Here is a 23357-nt window from a genome sequence, read left to right as displayed (position 1 = left end):
TTAGTGTTCTGTCCCGCTGTTTTTCAACGCCACTCGCTCGGCAACTTTGAGGAAAGGCAGGTAGAAGAATACACCAAATACGATGATTGCCAACTGCACCACCACCGCCCGCCAGTCCCCCGCCGTCGCCAGCCAGGCGCTGAGGATCGGCGGGGTCGTCCACGGGATCATCACCACGCAGCGCGACATGAGCCCCAGCGTGGTACAGAGCCACGCAAAGTAAATCCCGATAGCGGGCAGCAGCACAAACGGGATCATCAGCGGCAGGTTAAAGACTATCGGCAGGCCGAAAATCACCGGCTCGTTGATGTTAAACAGACCCGGCGCCAGCGACAGACGCGCCACCTGCTTCGCTGATTTCTGTCTTGAGAAGATGAAGATAGCAATCAGCAATGAGATTGTGCTGCCCGTCCCGCCCACCATGCCAAAGGTCGGCACAAAGATGTTGTTGATGATGTGCGGGATCGGCTGGCCGTTGGCAAAGGCCAGCATATTCTCATTGGTATTGATCAGCAGAAATGGCTCCAGCACCACGCTGTTGACCACCGACTGATGAATACCGAGCGTGAACAGGAAGTTACCGAAGCTGTAAATGAAGATCGTCCCGGGCAGGCTGGTGTTGATCAGCCGCAGCGGCTGCTGAATAAATGTCGTAATGAGATGGATCAGATCCGTGTGCAGCACGTTCGCCAGTATAGCCGCCAGCACCGCAAACAGGGAGAGCGTGAGGATCGTCGGGATCAGCGCGGTAAAGGATTTGCTCACCGCTGGCGGTACGTTCTCCCCCAGCGAAATGTGCAGCGCCTTCAGCCGTGAAATGGCGATAAACAGCTCGGTTGAGAGCAGCCCAATCAGCACCCCGGCGAAAATCCCGGTGGAACCGATATTGGCGAACGTCAGCACCTGGGTAACGTTTACCGTGGCGTCGCTGCCGACGGGAGTAATCTGTAAGCGCATCGGCATCATGATGATGAAACTGCTGACGGCGATAACCACTGCCGAGACCGGATTGTCGAAATCTTTGTTGCGCGCCAGCGACCAGGCAATCATCGGCGCCAGCAGCAGCGCGGCGATGTTCAGCGTGCCGTTGATGATCGCCTCGCCCCACACCTTAAACTGCGTGAGCGTGTCGCCCTCTAAGATCCAGGGGAACACCACGTTATTCACCAGCACCGCCAGACCGGCAAGGATGAAAATCGGCATTACCGTGGCGAAGGCATCGCGCAGGGAGCGAAGATGCACCTGGTTTGCCAGGCGCGCCGAGAACTCAACAAATTTATCGACAAAAGACTGCATGTGCGGTGTTATTTTTGTTTCAGACATAGCGGATAGTTCCCATCAATCAGTCACAAAAACGGCCCGGCAGCGTACGGCTTACATCTCGCGTCCGTTGGTATGGATTACCTGTTTTAACCACGCATAGCTCTTCTTCGGCACGCGCTTCAGGTCTTTCAGGTCGTGGTTTTCACGGTTGACGTAGACCACGCCGTAGCGCTTGCGCATGTCACCCTGGGAGCTGAGAATGTCAATCAACCCCCAGCCGAGATAGCCCAATACCTCTGCCCCGTCCTCGAACATCGCCTCTTTCATGGCCTCGATATGCGCCCGGTGGTAGTCGATGCGGTAGGTATCCTCTATGGGGTTTACGCCATCCCAGGACTCAATCACCCCAATCCCGTTCTCAATCGGGAATACTGGCATCCGCCAGTCGTTGGCATAGCGGGTGATGATGGTGCGAAAGCCCAGCGGATCGATCTGCCAGTTCCACTCGGTGGCCTTCAGGTACGGATTGTTTTTCTCGCCGTGCAGCAGGTAATAGTTCACCGGCGTGCCTTCCGGGATGGCATCGCTGTCCAGCGTTTTGCTGGCGTAGTAGCTGAAGGCCATAAAGTCGTTCTTCGTGCGCGCAAACAGCGCGAGATCGTCTGCGCGGTAGATATCGCCGAAGCCTTCCTGCTCCACCACCGCCATCACCGCCGGGCTGTAGCCCTGGCCCGCGAAGACGCGCAGCAGGTTCTGGTTGAGGAATTCGTCGTACTGCTGGGCGCAGAAGATGTCACGCGGTTTGCAGGTGGCCGGATAAATCAGCTGGTGCGCCAGCATGCCGCCCATCAGCTTGCCCGGCTTAGTCTGGTGGAGGTACTCGGTCAGCGCCATGTGCGCCACCATGGTGTGATGCTGCACTTCGTACAGCTCGCGCAGGGTTTCCTCCCCCTTCATATAGCCGGAGATGCGGAAGGCTATCGGCATGTGGAAAATATTCTGCTCGTTAAAGGTCAGCCAGTACTTCACCCGGTCACCGTAGCAGTCGATCATCTTTTTGCCGTAGCGGATAAACGCCTCCACCACGCGACGATCGTTAAATCCGTTGTACTCCTGCGCCAGCGCCAGCGGCATATCGAAATGGTAGAGGCAGACCATCGGCTCGATACCGCGGGCGATCAGATCGTCGATAAAGCGGTCGTAAAAGGCGATACCCTCGTCGTTAAAATCGCCGTCACCCTGCGGGCAGACGCGGCTCCAGGAGATCTGGAAGCGGTAGCAGTTCATGCCCAGATCCTGCATCAGGTCGAAATCTTCCCGGTAGCGGTGGTAGGAGTCGGTGGCCACTTTCCAGTCAGAGATATTTTCACCGGCTTCGCGAATGTCGTACACCGACATCCCCTTTCCGCCCTCATTCCAGGCCCCTTCCGTCTGCATGCTCGACACCGAGTTGCCCCATAAGAAGTTGGCTGGCAGTGATTGATTCATGGTTGCCTCCTATATGACTAGTCATTTAAATGATATGACTAGTCATATAGCCGGAGATGAAATTTCGATCAAAGGGGAGGAACGATTTTTGTGAGATGGGTTTGAATAATGACGAGGGATGTCTTGCGAACTGCGCCCTGGCAGCAAGTCATATTGCTGCCAGACGTAAATGAGTCTGCGCAATTCAGGGGAAAGATACCGAACCGCCGAACTCCATATAGATTTTTGCCAGATTATTTAACTGGTTAAAGCGATTTTCATACAGTGCCAGTTCGGCCTGACGGCGTTTCTCCTGAGCATCAAGCCAGAAAGAAATTCGCACCGCGCCCTGGCGATAGCGAACTTCGTTTAGCCTCTCTGATTTTTTCGCCAGTTCCAGGCCTTCACGTAGAAGCGTCTCCTGTTCCAGGAGTTGATGACGCAAAGCAAGCGCATCTTCTATGCTACTCATCGCCTTGTAAAGTTCCTGTTTAAACTCCAGAACCCGTTGCTCGTAGTCGTTGCGGGCAATCTTCACGTCCATGCCCCTTTCTCTCCATTCCAGGAACGGCAGGGTCAGGTTTGCTCCAACAGAGCCTACAGGATTTTCCAGGAAGGCCATAAGGCTGCTGCTGCTGGTGCCAAGCGAGCCGGTCAGACTAAACGCTGGATAAAATGCAGTACGCTGGACATCAACGGTGGCCAATGCTTCCCGTACCCGCCACTCTTTAGCGCTGATATCGGGTCGATGCCGCAGCACGTTGACCGGGATCTTTCCACTGACCTGCGGCAGTGGTCCCATTGGTAACGCTTTCGGTTCGACTATCGCGCTGCCCGGCGCGGTTCCAAGCAAAACGGCTTGCTGATTGAGCGCCTGTAAACGTTCATTCTTCAACGCCGCCAGCCTGTTTTCCTGCGAAAGCACGCCCTGCTGAGCATCCACAACATCCAGAGAGGAGGCACCGCCCGCGGCATAACGCGCGTTAGCCAGGCGCAGCGTCTCTTTTGCATAGTCGATGCTTTGTTGCAGGACAGACAGCTGCTGGTTAATAAAGCCTAAGCGCCAGTAATTATTACTGGCATTTGAAAGCAGCGTCAGGCGTGCAGAACGCAGATCTTCTTCCGAGGCAAAACGTGCCCACGCCTTCGCATCGCGCTGCCGCGCTATTTTGCCCCACAGATCCAGCTCATAGCTGGTATTAATACTGGCAACGCTGCCCCTGCTCCAGTGGGCTGAGCTGTTCAGCTGTTTTTTACCGTCAAGCGCGAGCGAACCTTTTAGTCCCGGATCGTTTGTGATGCCAATCCGCTCTTCTTCCAGGCGGGCGCGATAAACACGCAATACTGCTCCAGCGACATCGTTATTGCGCACCATCACCTGCCGCAGCCAGCCGTCGAGGTCTGGATCGTTAAAGGCCTGCCAGTCGAACGGCATCCTCTCCTCCGCAGCATCCGCCTGATACCAGTTGGCAGGATATTTCACCTCAGGAGGCTGATAGTCGCTTTTCAGAGAGTCGGCGCAGCCAGCACTAAGCAGGACAGCAAGGCATACCGTTAAAGGGGATAATATTTTCATGGGTTACTCGCTGGCCAGTGAAACGACCGGATCCATCCTTGCTGCCTTGCGGGCAGGGAGATAACCAAAGATCATGCCGATTAAAGTTGAGCAGAAGAATGCGGCAGCAGCGGCCTGCCACGAATAAATGGCGGTGAAAATGCCCCCTGCCAGCGCGGTGAACAGCGCTCCGGCGGCATACGACAGTGCAATACCTAACACTCCGCCTATTAGACATACCAGCACAGCCTCAATCATAAACTGCTGCATGATATCGCCCTGACGCGCACCGACCGCCATTCGTACGCCAATCTCATGGGTCCGTTCCGTGACCGACACCAGCATGATATTCATCACCCCAATGCTGCCGATCATCAGCGAGATGCAGGCCACCATCAGAATCAGGATGCTAAAGGTCATTGAGGTCCGTTCGATTGATTGTCGAATCTGCTCGAAATTATAAAGCTGGAAGTCTTTCACGCCGTGGCGTTGAGTGAGAAGCTGAGAAATAGCGCTGACCGCTGCCTCGTTGGCAACATCATCCTTAAGCCTTACGCTGATGTTGGTCAACACCGGTTTTCCTGTCATTCGATACATCACCGTGCTGTAAGGCATCCAGACGTTAATGCGATTAGGCGCATAGCTTCGGCTGTTCCCTTTGGCGATGCCGACAACCCGTGCAGGCACGGAACCCAGAAAAACGATTTGCCCAAGTGCCTTGAGTCCCGCATCGTCAAATAACGCCTTGCGGGCGTTTTCATCAATGATGACTTCCTGCGAGGCATTTCGATCGTCCTGGAAAGTTGATCCCTGCAACAGTTCAATACCGTTTACGCGAAAATGATCGCGCCCAACGCCATTGATCGTGGCGGTAGCGGATTTACCCAGAAAGCGAATGTTGTCGGAAGCGTTAACTTCGGGGCTGACGCTGTCAACAAACCCCTGCTTTGCTAATGCTTCGGCGTCTGCCGGGACCAGTGTACGAATGGCTTCAGTGCTGTCGTCAAAGAAATCCCTTCCCGGGTAGATGCTCACCACGTTGGTTCCAAGCTCCTTGATATTATCAAGGGTTCGCTGTTTCGCGCCTTCTCCCAGTGCCACCACCGTAACAACCGCGGCGATACCAAAAATAATGCCCGTCATGGTTAACGTCGTGCGCAGGCGATGCGCATTCATCGCTTTTAACGCCATGTGCAGGGATTCACGGGTACGGTCAACAATACTTTGCCACCAGCTTTGCTGAACGCTGTCAGGTCGTTTAAGGGCAACCCCGGAGGTAACACGACTGCCGGTATCAGAAATAATTTCACCGTCACGCAGCTCAATAATACGGTTAGCATGCTGCGCTACCTTCATATCATGTGTCACCATAACCACGGTATGGCCACGCTGATTCAGTTCACTGAGTATTGACAGTACCTCCTGACCGGACTGCGTATCCAGCGCGCCGGTGGGTTCATCCGCCAGAATGATTTCACCGCCGTTAATCAGCGAGCGGGCAATACTCACACGCTGCTGCTGGCCGCCTGAAAGCTCTCCCGGCTTATGATGTTCACGACCTTCCAGCCCGAGTCTCCCAAGCAATGTCGCCGCGCGCAGACGGCGCTTTTCGCGCTCACTGTTGGCATAAATCGCCGGAATTTCAACGTTACTTAACGCGCTCAGGTCGGGCATTAAATGATAACGCTGGAAGATAAAACCGATGTGCTCACGGCGGATCCTTGCCAGATCGTCAGGTGAAAGCTGGGCGGCATTTTGACCGCTGATAAAGTAATCGCCACAATCAGGGACATCGAGACAGCCCATAATATTCATCAGGGTTGACTTACCGGAACCGGAGGCGCCGATGATCGCGACCATCTCCCCAGCAGCGATAGTCAAATCAATCCCTTTAAGCACGGTGAGATCCTGTCCACCGTTCCTGTAGGTGCGGCTGATGCCCTTGAGTTCTATGATATTACTCAAGATACAAACCCTTCCCCGGGCGCTTTTTCACCCGGCTGCGATAACACAACATGTTCCCCGACTTTTACACCGTCCAGGATCTGGATATCCACACTGTTAGTAATGCCGGTTTTGACCTCACGGGTTTCCAGCCGCTTATCACTGGTCAATATCTGCACCTGCTGTTTGTTGCCACTCATCTTGTGCACAGCCTGAATCGGCACCAGTAACGTATTTTTAGCTTCTCCAGCCAGCAAGGTCACCTGTGCTGTCATGGCAATTCGCAGTCGATTTTCTGGATTGGGGACATCCAGCAGCGCGTTGTAGTACACCGAAGCATTTGACGTGCCTGACCCTGAGGCTGAGCTACTGCTGGCAAGGCTATCATCTTTCATAACCGACTCAGGTGCCAGTTCAACGGTACGTAACGTGGCGTCATAATGCTTATCCGGCTCAGAGAAAATGGTGAATCTGGCTTTCTGTCCCGGTGAAATTCGCGTGATATCCGCCTCAGAGATCTGGGCTTTAATTGTCATCACGTCCAGACGTGCGAGTTTGATAATGGTCGGCGCACTTTGGCTGGAGTTAACCGTTTGGCCCTGTTGGGTGACAACGGCAATAACAATGCCGTCCATGGGAGCAACAACTTTTGTATAACCCAAATCGACCTTTTTCTTGTCGACATCAATTTGCGCCTGGACGAGTTTGGCATTCAGAGCCGATAGCTCAGCGCGGGTACTGGCCAGCGTGGTTTCAGCCGTTTCGAAATCTTCTCTCGAGCTGGCATCCTCATTTAACATCTGGCGCTGGCGCTTAAAACGCAATGAGGCTTGCTTCAACTGCGCCTGCTTAGCCTGAAGGTCCGCTTTTACCACGTTGAGAGCAGCTTCTGCGTTGCGTAAATCATTCCGCTGCGGCACGTCATCAATTTCAGCGATGAGCTGTCCTTTAGTGACACGATCGCCTAACTTCACCTTCAGCGACTTAACCTGGCCAGAAACCTGTGCCCCAACGTTGACCCGCTCAATCGCATCAATTCGACCGGTAGCAAGTACGGCGTTTTCAATATCGCCGATGCGTACTGGAGCGGTAACATACTCAGGAACCTCGGGGCTTCTCAGGAAAAAGAACAAGGCGATGCTAAAAATAATTAGCAGAGCCGCAGCACAGGTCATTACGCGTCGGAGAGGGAATTTTGTTAACATTACGCAGGTTTTCCATAACGATAAATAGCAGTGAATCAGGCATCATAGTAACATCGCCAGTATTTACGGGAGGTAAACCCGCGCTATTTGGTGAAGTAGCGTCATCGTAGACCCCCGCCATCAATTACACAGAATCACCAGGTCCGCCTGTAAACCGCCGCAAGCGTGGGATTTTGTGCCTAAATCCACAGAGTCCCCTTTTGCTGAGCCCCACCTGCGATTTTTCCCATAATCGATTCATTGTGCATTAAGTGCTTAATTATAGTTGCAACCCACATATGATAATAGTAATTATTATCATTAGCATTTGCACTGATGGTTTATCTGGCAAGGTATACAGAGGTATCAGGAAACAAGCCTCTCCAGGTTTGTTGAACGGTCTCACACTCAACAAATGCATCTGAACACCGCGGCGTGGCAGCACGACGCCTGGGCTGTTCAAAAGGACAACGGCGCGTAAGCGTTAATGGAAGCCGGGACAAGGAATTCCAGATTCACCAGCCTACGTCACGGAATAGTCAGCGACAGGACCGTTCGTAAGGCTGGTGAAACTCAAAAAGGACGCAGCGTCTGTCAAAGCAGGCTTAACGAAAATTAACGTCCTGCTGCTGGCATATGACTGCGTCGACTTCCTGATTTAGTTCGTCAAGCGGAGAGGGATTTTCTCATGCGTATTTTGTTTGTAGGCCCGCCTCTCTATGGGCTGCTGTATCCTGTGCTGTCTCTGGCACAGGCGTTTCGCGTTAACGGCCATGAAGTGCTGATCGCCAGCGGAGGAAAATTCGCCCAAAAAGCGGCAGAAGCAGGGCTGGTGGTATTTGACGCCGCACCCGGTTTTGATTCTGAAGCTGACTATCGCCGCCGCGAGGCACAGCGAAAAGAAAGCAACATCGGCACAAAAATGGGCAACTTCTCATTCTTCAGCGAAGAGATGGCCGACCACCTGGTGGAGTTTGCCGGACACTGGCGGCCCGATCTCATCATCTACCCGCCGCTCGGGGTCATCGGGCCTCTGATTGCCGCCAAATACGATATACCGGTCGTAATGCAAACCGTCGGCTTCGGCCATACGCCCTGGCATATCAAAGGCGTAACGCGTTCGCTCGCGGACGCCTATCATCGCCACGGCGTTGGGGCCGCACCGCGCGATATGGCCTGGATCGACGTAACACCACCGAGCATGAGCATTCTTGAAAACGACGGAGAACCCATTATTCCCATGCAGTACGTCCCGTACAACGGCGGCGCGGTGTGGGAACCGTGGTGGGAGAGGACGCCCGACCGTAAACGTCTGCTGGTGAGTCTCGGTACCGTCAAACCGATGGTCGACGGCCTTGACCTGATCGCCTGGGTGATGGATTCCGCCAGTGAAGTCGATGCCGAGATCATCCTGCATCTTTCGGCCAATGCGCGGTCGGATCTGCGCTCACTGCCCTCAAATGTTCGCCTGGTCGACTGGATACCCATGGGAGCCTTCCTGAACGGCGCAGATGGCTTCATTCATCATGGTGGCGCGGGCAATACCCTGACGGCGCTGCACGCCGGTATTCCACAGATCGTCTTCGGCCAGGGTGCCGATCGCCCGGTAAATGCCCGCGCTGTTGTCGAACGCGGCTGCGGGATCATCCCCGGCGACGACGGCCTGTCGAGCAGCATGATCAATGCTTTCCTCGACAATCGCGCGCTTCGCGACGCCTCTGAAGAGGTAGCGGCGGAAATGGCAGCGCAACCCTGTCCGAGCGAGGTGGCGAAAAGCCTGATCGCGAGGGTACAGAAAGGGTAGCCACTACGCCGTCATGACGATCATACGCCAGCACGCATCCAGGAGATACGCCCGTAACAATGCGGGACCGGATCGGGCTGGCGCTTTTTTTTGCACAGCGATCCGACTTGGATCCTATTGTTTACAGACGGAGGAGGCTTAATGCCTGCGACTCACTCTCCCACTCCTGCGCGGTCCTGGATAGTTCGCCTGGCACGCGTGTGCTGGGAACGTAAGAAACTTAGCATCATCGTAGTGGTAGCGTCGGTCTCGACCATTCTGCTGGCCGCGCTGACGCCGTTGCTGACAAGGCAAGCGGTGAACGACGCGCTGGCGGGCAATCCGACTCGTCTGCCGTGGCTGGCCTGCGGGCTATTGCTGATTGCCTTTTTTGATTTCATCGGTAACTACGTGCGCCGCGGTTATGCCGGGGAGCTCTCGCTCTGGGTGCAGCACACCCTGCGAGGACGGGCATTCGACAGTATTCAAAAACTTGACGGCGCAGGCCAGGACGCACTGCGCACCGGGCAGGTGATTTCACGGACCAACAGCGATCTGCAGCAGGTGCATACCCTGCTACAGATGTGCCCGGTGCCGCTGGCGGTGTTCACTTATTACATTGCCGGCATTGCCGTGATGCTGTGGATGTCACCCGCCATGACGCTCATCGTCGTGTGCGTACTGGCATGCCTGGCTATCACTGCGCTGCGCGCGCGTCGCCGGGTCTTTGCGCAAACCGGGCTGGCCTCGGACCGACTGGCAAATCTCACCGAACATATGCGCGAGGTGCTGGCGCAGATCTCAGTGGTAAAATCCTGCGTGGCGGAGCTGCGTGAAACGCGCTGGCTGGATCGCCAGTCGCGGCAGATGGTGCGGGTACGCATCGGCGCGGCCATCTCGCAGGCGATGCCAGGTGCCACCATGCTGGCGCTACCGGTGCTCGGGCAAATCGTCCTGCTGTGCTACGGCGGCTGGTCGGTTATGCACGGGCGCATCGATCTCGGCACCTTCGTGGCGTTTGCCAGCTTCCTCGCGATGCTGACCGGGCCAACCCGTGTACTGGCATCGTTTCTGGTTATCGCCCAGCGCACCCAGGCGTCCGTGGAGCGCGTGTTTGCTCTGATCGACACCCGTTCGCAGATGGAAGACGGGACGGAGGCGGTTAACGGTCAGGTTATCGGGCTGCAACTGGAGAATATGAGCTTCGAGTACCGTGGCGGCAGACGCATCCTCAGCGATGTCTCCTTTTCCCTGCACGCCGGTGAAACGGTGGCGGTAGTGGGCGCATCGGGTTCCGGGAAATCCACGCTGCTGATGCTGCTGGCGCGTTTTTACGATCCCAGCGCCGGAGAGATATGGCTCAACACCAGCGCAGGCCGACAGAACCTCCGCGATCTCAGGCTGGAGGCGCTTCGTCGTCGGGTAGGCGTTGTGTTTGAGGATGCTTTTCTGTTTGCAGGTACGGTGGCGGAAAATATCGCCTACGGGCACCCTCAGGCAACGGCGGACGACATTCGCCTCGCGGCGAGGGCAGCAGGAGCCAGCGATTTTATCAACGCCCTGCCGAAAGGTTTCGATACCCAATTAACCGAACGCGGTACGAATCTTTCCGGCGGACAGAGGCAGCGAATCGCGCTGGCACGGGCGCTCATTACCGCGCCGGAAGTGTTGATCCTCGATGACACCACCTCGGCGGTCGATGCCGGTACTGAAGCGGAGATCAACACCGCGCTGAGTCGCTATGCTGACGAAAAGCATATGCTGCTGGTGATTGCCCGACGCCGTTCGACGCTTCAGTTAGCCAGCCGGATTGTGGTGCTGGATAAGGGCCGGGTGGTGGACACCGGAACCCAGGCAGAACTTGAAGCGCGCTGTCCGGCGTTCCGCGCGCTGATGACCGGTGACGGCGATTTCCTCGCGCCTTCCCACAGTGGGCCTAACGGATTGTGGCCGACCGTACCAGCGGCACAAGACGATGCGGCGCAGACGGGGGATAAAGGCTTTGTCGCCCGTATGACGCGCGTGCCGGAAAATGCAGTACAGCAGGCGCTGGCCGGTAAAGGCCGCAAAGTCACGTCGCTGCTGAAGCCCGTGGCGTGGATGTTCGTCATCGCCGCCCTGCTGATCGCCCTCGATTCGGCGGCAGGCGTCGGGGTACTTATACTGTTGCAGCGCGGCATTGACTCCGGCGTTGCCACAGGCGATATGTCGACTATCGGCCTCTGTGCCCTATTCGCCCTGTGCCTGGTGGCCGTGAGCTGGTGTTGTTATTCACTACAGACTGTCTTCGCCGCCAGAGCGGCAGAGTCAGTCCAGCATACGGTGCGCTTGCGCAGCTTCGGCCATATGCTGCGTCTTGGTCTCCCCTGGCATGAAAAGCATGTCGATTCGCGTCTGACCCGCATGACCGTAGATGTGGACTCTCTCGCCCGCTTTCTGCAAAACGGCCTTGCCGGTGCAGCCACCAGCCTGGTGACAATGTTCGCCATCGCCGCCGCCATGTTCTGGCTCGACCCGCTCCTGGCGCTGACGGCATTAAGCGCGGTGCCAGTGGTCGCACTGGCAACCTGGATTTATCGCCGCCTCAGCTCCCCTGCTTATGCGCAGGCGCGGCTGGAAATAGGCAAAGTCAACAGCACCCTGCAGGAGAAAGTCTCCGGCTTGCGCGTTGTGCAATCGCATGGCCAGCAGGAACAGGAAGCCGCCCGGCTGCGCGCGTTATCGGATCGGTTCCGTGCGACCCGCGTACGTGCGCAAAAATACCTTGCCGTCTATTTCCCGTTCCTGACCTTCTGCACCGAGGCCTCCTATGCCGCCGTTCTTCTGGTGGGTGCATCGCGAGTCGCCGAAGGCGAAATGACCGCCGGGGTGCTGGCGGCTTTCTTCCTGCTGCTGGGGCAATTCTATGGGCCAGTGCAGCAGTTATCAGGAATTGTCGACGCCTGGCAGCAGGCGACGGCCAGCGGCAAACATATCAATGAACTGCTGGCGACCGAAGGCACAGAGAACATCGAGCCCTCTTCCGCACCGCCCGCCACCGGCGCGCTGCATCTTAATGAGCTCACGTTCAGTTATCCCGACAGTCCTCAACCCGCGCTGAACAAACTTACCCTGACAATCCCTGAGGGAAGGGTCGTCGCGGTCGTTGGTCGCAGCGGTGCGGGTAAGTCAACGCTGATTAAGCTGATCGCCGGATTGTATTCCCCCACCCACGGCAGGATCAGCATTGGCGATCGGATAATTGATGATGCCTCGCTTGCCGATTACCGTCGCCAGATTGGGCTGGTCGATCAGGATGTGGCGTTGTTTAGTGGTGATATCGCGGAAAACATTCGTTATTCACGGCCATCCAGTACCAATGACGACGTTGAGATTGCCTCTCAACAGGCAGGGCTGTATGAGACGGTGCGCAATCTGCCGCAGGGATTCCGCACACCGGTGAATAACGGCGGTGCCGATCTGTCCGCAGGTCAGCGCCAGCTGATTGCGCTGGCCCGCGCACAACTGGCGAATGCTCACATCCTGCTGCTCGATGAAGCCACGTCACGCCTGGATCGCACATCCGAAGAGCGATTGATGTCATCGTTAACAGACGTCGCGCACGCCGGGAAGCACCTGGCGCTGATTGTGGCGCACCGTCTGACCACCGCGCAGCGCTGCGATCTGATTGCCGTTATCGATAAGGGGCAGCTTGCGGAATACGGCACCCACGAACAGCTGTTAGCGGCCGGCGGCCTCTACACCCTCTTGTGGCATGACAGCGTCGGCAGCTCTGTTCCCCATCGCCAGCACGACATCACGGGGGAAATCGTGGAAGAGTAATTGCGCACGTAAGACATTACAAAACACGCGCTAAAGCGGCTGTTCCCGGAATAGCCGCTTTAGCTATTTATACTGACACCCTTCATATTCAAAGAGAGTGAATGCTGAACATGCAACAACATCCCTCTGCTATCGCCAGGCTGCGCAGCCAGCTGGCAGCAGGCCACATTGCTAACCTTTCTGACTTCTGGCGAGACGCTGAGTCGCTAAATGTACCGCTGGTGACGCCAGTCGACGGAGCGAAAGACGAGCGTGATGTGACATTTCTGTGGCGCGCCAGGCACCCTCTACAGGGCGTTTATCTGCGTCTGAATCGGGTGACGGATAAAGAGCACGTGGCGAAAGGGATGATGACCGCCCTTCCCGCGACGGATATCTGGACTCTGACACTGCGTTTACCCGCAAGCTACTGCGGCTCCTATTCGCTGGTGGAAATCCCCCCCGGCACCCCGGCCGAGACGATTGCACAGTCCGGAGGCCGCTTTGCTACCCTCGTCGGGCACGCCGATCCGCTAAACAAAACGCCGGGGATCAACGTTCGGGGAAGCACACAGGAGTCGGTGCTGGCGCTTGATAAAGCCCCCGCCCAGTCCGAATGGCGCGGCGGGTCACCCAGCGGGCAATTGCTTACCTCGGCGCGCACTCTCGCCGGGGAATCGCGCCGGGTTCGGCTCTATCTGCCGGACGTTGATGTTTCGCAGCCCCTCGGCCTGGTGGTACTGCCCGATGGTGAAACCTGGTTCGATCACCTTGGCGTATGCGCGGCAATTGACGCCGCCATAAACAACGGACGCATCGTGCCTGTGGCTGTACTTGGCATCGACAATATCGATGAACACGAGCGAACTGCGATACTCGGCGGGCGCAGCGAGCTGATAAAGGATATCGCCGACCAGTTGTTGCCGACGATCCGCGCCGAACACCCGCAGCGGCGGTGGGCAGACCGTTCGCGCACCGTGCTGGCCGGACAGAGCCTCGGCGGGGTCAGCGCGCTCATGGCCGCTCGTTACGCACCGGAAACGTTCGGGCTGGCGCTCAGCCACTCCCCTTCGATGTGGTGGACGCCAGAGGGTGCCAGCCGGCCAAACGTGTTCAGCGAAACCGATACGTCATGGGTGAGCGAACATCTGCTTTCTGCCCCGCCGCAGGGCGTGCGCATCCGCCTGTGCGTGGGATCGCTGGAAGGTTCGACGGTACCCCACGTTCAGCGGCTGCATCAGCAGTTGCTTACCGCTGGCGTCGACAGCCATTGCGCAATGTATACCGGGGGTCACGATTACGCATGGTGGCGCGGCGCACTGATTGACGGGCTTGGTTTACTCCAGGGTTGACTTGACCCGCGAACACTTTCAGGCAACTGTACAGGCTTCCTGAATAAAGAAAATGTCACCTGCGGAAAAGGAATAAACATCAGATGAATGCCCGCGAGTATCGCCCAACACGCTCACGCAAGGCGCTTGTCACTCTTCTTTCTGGTCTCACCCTTATCTGGAATGCGCACGCTTTCGCAAAGCCGGATATGCAGCCACTGGGGCCGAATATCGCCGATAAAGGCTCTGCGTTTTACCATTTCAGCGTCAACTCGTTCGACTCCGCCGATGGCAGCCGCCATTATCGGGTATGGACGGCCGTGCCAAATAAAGCCGCACCGGCGTCGGGCTACCCGATTTTATATATGCTCGACGGCAACGCAGTTATGGACCGCCTGAACGACGACCTGCTCAAACAGCTGGCAGAAAAATCACCGCCGGTGATTGTGGCTGTCGGGTATCAGACCAACCTCCCCTTCGATCTCAACGGCAGGGCCTACGACTATACGCCAGCAGCAGAAAGCGGCAAAACGGATACCCGCAACGGGCGTTTTAGCCGTAAGAGTGGGGGTAGCAACGACTTCCGCCAGTTACTGGAAACGCGTATAGCGCCAAAGGTGGAACAGGGATTGAATATCGATCGGCAGCGTCGCGGCCTGTGGGGGCACTCCTACGGCGGCCTGTTCGTGCTGGATGCATGGCTGTCTTCCCCTTATTTCCGGACGTATTACAGCGCCAGCCCGTCGTTGGGCAGAGGCCATGATGCGCTACTGAGCCGCATCACGGCGGTTGAGCCGTCGCAATACTGCGCCAGGCGCCTGATGATAATGGAAGGTTCGGCGACACCGGGCGATAACCGGGAAACGCATGCTGCCGGAGTGCTGACGAAAATTCATGCCACCCTCGCCACGCTGGAAGATAAAGGCGTCAATGCCGCCTTTTGGGATTTCCCAAACCTGGGACACGGGCCGATGTTCAACGCCTCCTTCCGCGGAGCGCTGTTAGATATCAGTGGTGAAAACGCAGGTAACACAGCAGGCTGTCATTCATTAAGCCGCTAAACACTGCCCGCCTTGACGCGGGCAGTACACCTGTAACACTACGATCAAAATGACGCGGTAACACCGGCATAATAAGCCCGGCCAGGCTCGTTATAGGTATTCGCCCCTTCGGAAGATCGGTAAATCTGTTTATCTAAGATATTGCTGACACCAACGTTAAGACGCAGATTTTTATTAATATCGTAATTGAAGTTCGTCCCCACCAGCGAATAAGCGCCCAGCTCTTTACCTGACAGACCGCCAGTATCTTCACTACGAGTTTCCGAATGAGTACGCGGTTTTTGTCTGCCGTATAACGTCCAGTTGACGCTGGCAGAGAACGCCTGGGTGATGGTCCAGTCAAGCGAGTTATTAATGGTGTATTTCGGGATGATCGACAGCGGATTACCGGTGTCTTTTTGCTCCGAGGTGATCATCCAGGTGGCATTGGTATTCCAGTTCAGACGATCTTTCACCAGCGGGAACGCCATGCTGGCTTCGATACCGTCCACCAGCGCTTTCCCGCCGTTCTGCCACTGGAGAATATATGCGCCGGAAGCGGTTTGCCCGATAACATTATCGCCGGCCACGATCTTATTCTGGTAGTCATTGCGGAAGTAGGTCACGCTGGCATGGTAATCTTCCCAGGCGAACTCCAGCCCAATTTCTTTATTGATGCTAATTTCCGGATCGAGATCTTTATTACCGATCAGGTAGCAGCCGCCCGATGTAATATCTTTTGGACAACCGTTGCCTTTCGAGTAGAGCAGATAACCTTCGCTGGATTGATACAGGTTTGGTGCTTTAAAGGTTCGGGCAATCCCCGCTTTGACTTTGAAGTAATCGCCCAATTCCTGCGAGAGGTTCAGGCTGGGGCTGAAGTTACCGCCGGAATCGTTGAGATAATCAAAGCGCAGGCCGGGAATGATATTCGTGCCGGGAACCGGCTCAATATTATCTTCAATATACAGCGCACTGATTTGGGAATGGTTTTTACTGCTGCGATCCGCAGCCGAGCCAGAAATGCCGCCGATATCACTGTCATCCACGGTCAGGCTGGTAGAGGAAGGATCGTCGAGCTCATCGCGGCTCCACTCCGCACCCACGGTCAGCGTTTGATCGACCAGCGCATTCAGCGGAATATTAAGCTCGCCGCTGGTTCGCCAGGAGCTCAGGCGATTGGTCGTGAACTTTTCATCCGCCGAAATACGCCCTTCACCGCCACCGGATAATCCTTCATTCATGCGGGTGTTATTGGTTTTCTCGTAATAGACACCAAAACGGCTTTGACCCCAGTCCCAGATACCATTGTGCGTAACGCCATAATTCTGCCGGTAAAGGCGGTTCGTCTCCTCGCCGGATTTCGCCAGGCTTTCAGTGACGGCACTGGAAGAACTGTTTTGCGTATCGCCCGCATAGATATTCCCCTGGCGGCTATATCCGGCTTCGAAATCGATAATTTGCTGCGGATTTAATTTCCACGAGACAACGCCGTTGATATCTTTGTTGCGCACCCCTTCATGCCCGGCCGCGTTTTTCGTACCGGCCGAGGAGTTAATATCCCAGCTGTCGGCATCGGTTTTATTCAGGTTTCCGTACAGGCGCATGGTCAGCGCATCGCCAGCCAGCGGCCCGCTAAGGCTGAAGTTGGCGCGACGCGTAGCGCCTTCGTCGCTGCTTTCCGGCTGGTTGGTGTATAACGACAGCGAACCGTGCCAGTCGTTGGTAGGGCGTTTGGTAATGATGTTCACCACCCCTCCCGCTGCGCCCGAACCGTAGCGTGCCGCTGCAGGGCCGCGGATCACTTCAATACGCTCAACCTGTTCCGGTGGCACCCAGTTGGTGTCGCCGCGGGTATCACGCTCTCCACGCCAGCTATAACGCACGGCGTTGCGCGACGTCACCGGCACACCATCAATTAAAATTAAGGTGTTCTCCGGCCCCATGCCGCGAATGTCGATCTGGCGGTTATTACCACGTGTACCCGAGGCGCTGTTGCCGGTCAGATTGACACCGGGCATTTTGCGAATAATATCGGAGAGATCGTTGACCGGAGGGTTCTTTTTAATATCTTCGCTGGTAATAATCGACACGCCCGGCTGCTGTTTGAGTACCTGCTCAGCGGTGGCTTCCACCACCAGGGTCTCGTCGTTATCATCGGAGGATTTTGCCAGTGATACCTGACTGTTCAACCCTGCCAGGAGCGCAGTGAGCGGCCAGAAGATCTTGATAATTCTCATACCCATTCCCTAATACATGCCTAACGTAAAAGTGATCGATCGTTAAGCTCACATCCTTGCCAGATATTTTAAACTGCCATTATTTTTATAATAAGAATGATAATTAATATCATTTGGAGAGGATTAAGGCAATCCTTAATACACGGATGCGCGCATTAATGAAACGCACGCATTGGCCCGGAGTGATTCTTCCCGGGTACCGCCCTGTGCGTTCGTAAAGCTGGCATACTGAAACAGCGGAAGAAGAGAACAGCCCATTGGTATTTCGTGTAGTGACATAACGTTAATATGTCATTACAAGGGAACGCAGCCCCGGTAAGCGCAAGCGCCACCGGGGAAAGAAAGGTTATTGTTGCGCTAACTGATTGCGACGGTACTCGCCCTGGCGCTCCAGCATCCAGCCAGGATACTCGCGCGGCAGCGCGCTGACCGCATCCAGCTGTTTCAGCTCATCATCGCTCAGCTGAATGCCGGTTGCGGCAATGTTGTCATCCAACTGATCGACGCGTTTCGCACCAATAATGACGCTGGTCACCGCTTTCTGGTGCAGCAGCCACGCCAGCGCGATTTGCGCCACGGAAACGCCTTTACTTTCGGCGATGGTACGCATCACGTCCACGCAGTCGAAGGCGCGATCTTTATTCACCGGCGGGAAGTCGAACGCCAGGCGACGACTACCGGCCGCGCTCTGCCCGTCGCGATCGTATTTTCCGCTCAGCAGACCACCCGCCAGCGGGCTCCATACCATCAACCCGACGCCTTCGCTCTGCATCATCGGCACCAGTTCGCGCTCAAGGTCGCGCCCGGCGATGGTGTAGTACGCCTGCAATGAGGCAAAACGCGCCAGCCCCAGACGCTCAGAGATGCCGAGCGCTTTGGCAATCTGCCATGCCGCCCAGTTCGAGACGCCGATATAGCGTACGTGACCGTGCTGCACAAGATTATCCAGCGCGTAAAGCGTCTCCTCGATGGGGGTCGCGGGGTCGAAACCGTGCAGCTGATAGAGATCGATATGATCCAGCTGCAAGCGACGCAGGCTCTCCTTCACGCCGCTGATGATGTGATAGCGCGAGCTACCGCGCGAGTTCACCCCCGCTGTGCCGGTTTCACCGAACACCTTGGTGGCAACGACCACGTTTTCGCGCGGAATTTTCAGGTTCTTCAGCGCCTGCCCGGTGATCTCCTCTGAACGCCCTTCCGAGTAGACATCTGCCGTGTCGATAAAATTGATCCCGGCGTCCAGCGCGCGGCCCACCAGCTGCTCGGCGTCGCTTTGCTGAAGCTGACCAATTTTGCCCCACATGCCGCCTTCACCGCCGAAGGTCATGGTGCCGAGGCAGAGTTCAGAAACAAACAGTCCGGTATTGCCCAGTTTTTGATAACGCATAACGCTTTCCTCGCATGTCGATTGGGTGTCTGTTAGTTATACCCGCCCCCCAGCCATCGCGAATGTGGCGTTCCTGTCCGTTTCTTGCCCAATCCTCTGAATCTATCCGCGTGGGGCGTCGCCAAAGACGCTGTAGTCTGGCAGCCGCACCTGCTGATACGGCTCCCAGCCGCCGCCGAGGGCTTTGTAGAGCGCCACCAGATCAAGCGCGCTCTGCACCTGCGCCTGCGCCCGCTGCTGTTCGGCCTGAGCGAGCTGACGCTGGGCGTCCAGCACGTCAATAAAGCTGGCGATCCCCTGCCGGTAGCTGTCGCTGGCGAGATCAAAGGCGTTTTGCAGCGCGTCGATGGTTTTCGCCAGGCCCGCTTCACGCTGCTGGTCGGTGCGATAGCTCACCAGCGCGTTTTCAACGTCGCCGAGCGCCGTCAGTACCGTCTGGCGATAGTCCAGCACTGCCGCCCCCTGCTGCGCGCGCGCCACCTTGACGCTGGAGACCAGCCGACCGCCCTGGAAAATCGGTATGGAAACCTGCGGGCCAAAGCTGTAGAAGTGGCTGCTCCAGTCGGTCAGCCAGTTAGATTCACTGTTGCGCAGGCCAAACTGTCCGGAGAGGGTAAAGCTCGGGAACAGTTCTGCCACCGAGACGCCAATCTGCGCCGTGGCGGCATGGAGATTCGCCTCGGCTTCGCGCACGTCCGGGCGACGGCGGGCCAGCGTCGACGGAATACCGGTCTGCACAATATCCGGCAGCGCGGGCATCGGCTGCACGGATTGCAGTTCGGCATCCAGCGCGCCCGGCGGTTTGCCGAGCAGGATCGCCAGCCCGTTCATCGCCTGGCGTTCCTGCGCCTGATACTGCGGCAGCTGCGCTTCAAGATTGCCCAGCTGCGCCCGGGCGTTCTCCACGTCCATCTGCGGCGACAGCCCGCCCCGCTGGCGGCTTTCGGTCAGATCCAGCGTCTGCTGTGCGCTTTCAATTTGCGTATTAAGCGTGGCAATGATGCTCTGCGCCCCACGCAGCTGTAGCCACGCCCGCGCCACTTCGGCTTCCAGCGAGACCAGCGCATCGTTACGCTGCTCGATCGCCGCCCGCTGCTGCGCCTCAGCCGCTTCTACCTGACGGCGCACCTTGCCCCACAGGTCGATTTCCCACTGGGCGTCGAAGCTGCCCTGATAGAGATTAATCGGCTGCGTCAGCGGGCCTAACGCGCCCCGCAGTTCAGGATCGACATTATTCAACTGGTCATACACGCCGTGGGATTTCAGCTCCCCTTCCAGCCCAAGCTGCTGGCGCGTCGCCTGCACATTGCCATTCACCGACGGGAAAAACGCCCCGCCGGCCTGGTTAATCTGTTCGCGCGCGCCGGCAATGCGTAATACCGTTTGCTGTAGCGTCAGATTCCCGGCGATGGCGCGTTCAATCAGGCTGTCGAGCTGCGGCGAGCCGAAGGTTTTCCACCAGCGCGGGTTAGTGGCCGCGGAGGAAGTTTGCGATTTCACCGCGCTGTCGCCCTTATCGTTCCAGTGCGTGGTGGCGGGCGGTGCAGGCTGTTGGTAGTCCGGCCCGACGGCGCAGCCCACCAGCAGCATCATTATCATCAGAGGGTGTAAACGTCTGTGTATCATCAGTGTGCTCCTGCACTCCCCTCGCTCTTAACCGGCGAGAGCAACAAACAAAACGGAATCAGTAATAGGGCCACCGCGCTCAGAATGGTGAAGACGTCGATGTAGGCCAGAAAGCGCGACTGCTCGATCATCGTCTGGTACATCCGCCCGGTGGCAATGCCGGTCGGATCGCCCACCTGAGTGGTGAAGTTCTGGATCGCCTGGGCGCTTTCGCGAATCGCCAGCTGGAACTGCTCGTTAAACGGCGAAGCGTGGTAAGCCAGATGCGCGCTGTGCGCCTGCGAGCGCTCGGTGATCGCCGCCGTCGAGAGCGAAATCCCAATCGAACCCGCCACGTTGCGGAACATGGTAAACAGCGCCGCTGCGTCGGCATTGAGCCGCCTCGGGATCGAGATAAAGGCGATGGTGGTCAGCGGCACAAACAGGAACCCCAGTCCAATCGACTGCGCGCTGCGGAACAGCACCAGCGTTTCGAAGTCGATATCCGGCGTCAGCGTGCGGGACCAGAAGAACGACACCGCCAGGCAGGTAAAGCCGAAGGCGATGATCCAGCGCGTCTGCACCACCGGCATCAGCTTCAGCACCAGCGGGATGGTCAGCACAATCAGCACCGCGCCGGGCGAGAGCACCAGCCCGGACCAGGTGGCGGTATAGCCCAAATCCTGCTGCGCCAGCTGCGGAATAACCACCGAACTGCCGTACAGGATCATCGCCATCCCCGCCATCAGCAGGCTGGAGATCGCAAAGTTGCGGTCCTTCATACAGTGCAGATCCACCACCGGCTTTCTGGCATACATCAGCCAGTAGATCGCGCCGATAATGCCGACCAGCGTCAGTACTGCGAAGGTGCGGATAAAGTTCGAATAGAACCAGTCATCATCTTCGCCCCGGTCGAGCATCACCTGCAAACAGCCAAGACCGAGGGCGATCAGGCCGATCCCCGTCCAGTCGACGGTGAGCTTCTCTTCCGACTTTTTCTCCCACGGCGGATCTTCCAGCAGCTGATAGATAGCCAGCACCGTCACAATCCCTACCGGGATATTGATAAAGAACACCCAACGCCAGGAGTAGTTATCGGTGATCCAGCCCCCCAGCGTGGGGCCGAGTACCGGCGCGACGATAATGGCAATGGATGAAAGGCCAAAGGCTTTGCCCCTGTCCTCCGGCTTAAAGTAGTCGAGTAGCACCGACTGCTGGGTAGGCTGCAACCCGCCGCCAAAGAACCCCTGCATCACGCGGAACAGGATGATTTGCCATAGCTCGGTGGCGATGCCGCACAGGAACGAGCAGATGGTGAACATCACAATGCAGATCAGAAAGAACTGCTTGCGGCCAAACAGACGGCTCAGAAAGGCCGAGATAGGCAGCACGATGCCGTTCGCCACCAAGTAGCTGGTGAGCACCCAGGTGGATTCGTCATAGCTGGCCGAGAGCGACCCCGCGACGTGGGGCAGCGCCACGTTGACGATGGTGGTGTCCAGAATTTCCATAAACACCGCCAGGGTGACCACAATCGCCACCGCCCACGGGTTACTGGCGGGCTTCCAGTTATCGTGGCTGTGATCCGTCATTCCACGGTGACCTTCGGTTCAACCGACAGCCCCAGCGGCAGCGGCTTATTCGGATCCAGCCCTTTATCAATGACGATTTTCACCGGCACGCGCTGAACGATCTTCACAAAGTTACCGGTGGCGTTTTCCGACGGGAAGGCGGAGAAGCGCGAGCCGCTGCCCTGCTGGATGCTGTCGATATGGCCTTCCAGCTCCATATCCGGCCAGGCATCGACGGACACGGTCACTTTGTCGCCCGGCTTCATGCGCTCAAGCTGCGACTCCTTGAAGTTCGCCACCACCCACACGTTCGGGGAAACCAGCGAGAACAGCGCCGTACCTGCCTGCACCAGCGTACCGGGCTGGACGTTGCGTTTGGTGACAAAACCGTCGAACGGGGCGCGGACTTCGGTATAAGAGAGGTTCAGGTTGGCGGTTTCCAGCTGCGCTCTGGCCTGATCGACCTGCCGTTCGCGGGCTTCGACGTTGGTCTCCTGCTGGCGGATTTGCAGCTGAACCTGCTCCGCCACTTCCAGCTGCGCCTGCGCGCTGGCCAGACCCGCCTGGGCACTCCGCAGTTGAGCGTTCGCGGCATCGATACTTTGTTGCGTGGTCGCGCGCGGGTCAACGCCGCGCTGACGGCGGTACTCCGCCTGCGCATTGGCCATATCCGCCTGGGCTTTCAGTACCTGGGCTTTGGCTTCATCGCGCTGAGCGGGATATTGCACCTTCGAGAGCGCCAGCTGCGCCAGCGCCTGATGCAACTGCGCAACCGCCAGCCCAAGCTGGGCCTGGGCCTGATCGCGCTGGGCGGTGGTATCACGCGGATCGATCACCACCAGCACATCCCCTTTCTTCACGCGCTGGTTATCCCGCACGCGAAGTTCGGTGACGTAGCCTGCCGTTTTTGGGGCAATGGTCACTACGTCGCCGTCGGTGAAGGCGTCGTCGGTGGTCTCTTCGTTACGGGTTAAAAACCACCAGACCAGCGCCACAATCACCATCACGATGACCACGATACCAAGGATAATTAACGGTTTTTTCCCCGGGCGCTTGCGCTCGTTATTGTTTTGATCCTGCTCGTCAGCAGGTGGGTTTTGATCTTCTGCCATAGTTCAGCAACGGTCCTGTCAGTGAGCGGCATCACACTATGCCGTTCACTAAAGCTAGGACGTTGCTATACATT

At 57.1% G+C, this 23357-nt stretch carries 14 protein-coding genes; 4 read left to right on the top strand and 10 right to left on the bottom strand.

Going from position 1 to position 23357, the window contains the following annotated elements:
• The 5 genes from AC4OVU_RS07475 to etsA all read right to left on the bottom strand — a co-directional run bounded on the left by AC4OVU_RS07475 (position 1) and on the right by etsA (position 7434).
• A complete protein-coding gene (locus tag AC4OVU_RS07475) occupies positions 1 to 1323 on the bottom strand; it encodes a PTS sugar transporter subunit IIC (RefSeq protein WP_023296170.1) in 1323 nt (440 codons plus the stop codon).
• A gap of 51 nt (positions 1324 to 1374) precedes the next feature.
• Positions 1375 to 2751 (bottom strand): glycoside hydrolase family 1 protein, encoded by a 1377-nt coding sequence (locus AC4OVU_RS07470; RefSeq protein ID WP_023296169.1) that lies wholly within the window; start codon positions 2749 to 2751, stop codon positions 1375 to 1377.
• A 184-nt stretch (positions 2752 to 2935) separates the two neighbouring features.
• Entirely contained in the window at positions 2936 to 4306 is a 1371-nt protein-coding gene (gene etsC, locus AC4OVU_RS07465; RefSeq protein WP_032620024.1) for a macrolide efflux RND transporter outer membrane subunit EtsC, read from the bottom strand.
• A gap of 3 nt (positions 4307 to 4309) precedes the next feature.
• A complete protein-coding gene (locus AC4OVU_RS07460) occupies positions 4310 to 6250 on the bottom strand; it encodes a MacB family efflux pump subunit (protein WP_047734194.1) in 1941 nt (646 codons plus the stop codon).
• Positions 6247 to 7434, bottom strand: coding sequence for a macrolide efflux RND transporter periplasmic adaptor subunit EtsA (gene etsA / locus AC4OVU_RS07455; RefSeq protein WP_394337910.1), 1188 nt, complete (start codon positions 7432 to 7434; stop codon positions 6247 to 6249). The genes AC4OVU_RS07460 and etsA overlap by 4 nt, the downstream gene beginning before the upstream one ends.
• Before the next feature lie 667 nt (positions 7435 to 8101).
• On the opposite strand from etsA, the gene iroB reads away from it, so the two are divergent.
• The 4 genes from iroB (at position 8102) to AC4OVU_RS07435 (ending at position 15389) form a co-directional block, all read left to right on the top strand.
• Positions 8102 to 9217 (top strand): salmochelin biosynthesis C-glycosyltransferase IroB, encoded by a 1116-nt coding sequence (iroB, locus tag AC4OVU_RS07450; protein ID WP_017384908.1) that lies wholly within the window; start codon positions 8102 to 8104, stop codon positions 9215 to 9217.
• A gap of 141 nt (positions 9218 to 9358) precedes the next feature.
• On the top strand, positions 9359 to 13018 hold the full coding sequence (gene iroC / locus AC4OVU_RS07445; RefSeq protein WP_110292715.1) for a salmochelin/enterobactin export ABC transporter IroC: 3660 nt from the start codon (positions 9359 to 9361) through the stop codon (positions 13016 to 13018).
• A 101-nt stretch (positions 13019 to 13119) separates the two neighbouring features.
• Complete coding sequence (locus tag AC4OVU_RS07440) at positions 13120 to 14349, top strand: alpha/beta hydrolase-fold protein (protein WP_017384910.1); 1230 nt, start codon at positions 13120 to 13122, stop codon at positions 14347 to 14349.
• 83 nt (positions 14350 to 14432) lie between these two features.
• On the top strand, positions 14433 to 15389 hold the full coding sequence (locus tag AC4OVU_RS07435) for an alpha/beta hydrolase (protein ID WP_110292714.1): 957 nt from the start codon (positions 14433 to 14435) through the stop codon (positions 15387 to 15389).
• 44 nt (positions 15390 to 15433) lie between these two features.
• Here AC4OVU_RS07435 and iroN read toward each other — a convergent pair whose 3' ends face one another.
• From iroN to AC4OVU_RS07410, 5 genes are all read right to left on the bottom strand, one after another.
• Entirely contained in the window at positions 15434 to 17608 is a 2175-nt protein-coding gene (iroN, locus tag AC4OVU_RS07430; RefSeq protein ID WP_086523929.1) for a siderophore salmochelin receptor IroN, read from the bottom strand.
• A gap of 346 nt (positions 17609 to 17954) precedes the next feature.
• Positions 17955 to 18995 carry an aldo/keto reductase gene (locus tag AC4OVU_RS07425; RefSeq protein ID WP_015571054.1) on the bottom strand — a complete coding sequence of 347 codons (1041 nt, stop codon included), beginning with the start codon at positions 18993 to 18995 and terminating at the stop codon, positions 17955 to 17957.
• Between the two features lie 102 nt (positions 18996 to 19097).
• The gene (locus AC4OVU_RS07420; protein WP_017384913.1) at positions 19098 to 20621 is read right to left on the bottom strand and encodes an efflux transporter outer membrane subunit; all 1524 of its coding nucleotides are present in this window, start codon (positions 20619 to 20621) and stop codon (positions 19098 to 19100) included.
• Entirely contained in the window at positions 20621 to 22192 is a 1572-nt protein-coding gene (locus AC4OVU_RS07415; RefSeq protein ID WP_015571056.1) for a DHA2 family efflux MFS transporter permease subunit, read from the bottom strand. Before AC4OVU_RS07415 ends, AC4OVU_RS07420 begins: the two co-directional genes overlap by 1 nt.
• Entirely contained in the window at positions 22189 to 23283 is a 1095-nt protein-coding gene (locus AC4OVU_RS07410; protein ID WP_110293049.1) for an HlyD family secretion protein, read from the bottom strand. Before AC4OVU_RS07410 ends, AC4OVU_RS07415 begins: the two co-directional genes overlap by 4 nt.
• Between the last annotated feature and the right edge of the window lie 74 nt (positions 23284 to 23357).

The sequence above is a fragment of the Enterobacter sp. 6722112 genome (assembly GCF_058661685.1).
The sequence above is the reverse complement of the archived record's forward strand: the minus strand, read 5'-3'. Positions and strand labels throughout refer to the sequence as shown.